The organism is Stenotrophomonas sp. HMWF003 (assembly GCF_003061285.1).
Lineage (GTDB): Bacteria > Pseudomonadota > Gammaproteobacteria > Xanthomonadales > Xanthomonadaceae > Stenotrophomonas > Stenotrophomonas maltophilia_AP.
The window spans coordinates 1-427 of sequence record NZ_QAIW01000300.1; the positions used below are offsets into that span (position 1 = coordinate 1).

1 protein-coding gene is annotated in these 427 nt (G+C 66.7%); it reads right to left on the bottom strand.

The features are described from left to right. Window positions 1-148: 148 nt before the first annotated feature. Window positions 149-427: rhodanese-like domain-containing protein (locus DBR34_RS22900; RefSeq protein ID WP_258223875.1), on the bottom strand; the 279-nt coding region annotated here is incomplete at its 5' end.

Genomic DNA, 427 nt, shown 5'->3' on the forward strand with positions numbered 1-427 from the left:
AGCCTACAGGGACGTACTTGCGGCGTGTCCCGCGAACTCCCACACCCCTGCCCAGCCGGGAGATTCGCAGCCGTGCTGTTTGGGGTTCAAGGAACAAAAAACGCCGGCAATGCCGGCGTTTTTCTTTGAGCGCAGAAACTGACGTCGATCAGTACTTCGGCACGCTGTTGTCCACGTCGTTCGACCAGGCGTCGATGCCGCCGGTGATGTTGTGCACGTTGGTGAAGCCCAAGGCGCGGAACTGCTCGGCCGCCTGCGCGCTGCGGCCGCCGTGGTGGCACAGGAAGCCCAGCGCGGTGTCCTTCGGCAGGGCCTCCAGACGGGCGCGGTTGTCGCCGTCGAACGTCTCGAACGCCGCGTTGATCGATGCGATCGCGCGCTCGTCGGCCGGGCGCACGTCCACCACCGTCAGGCGGCCGGCGCGCAG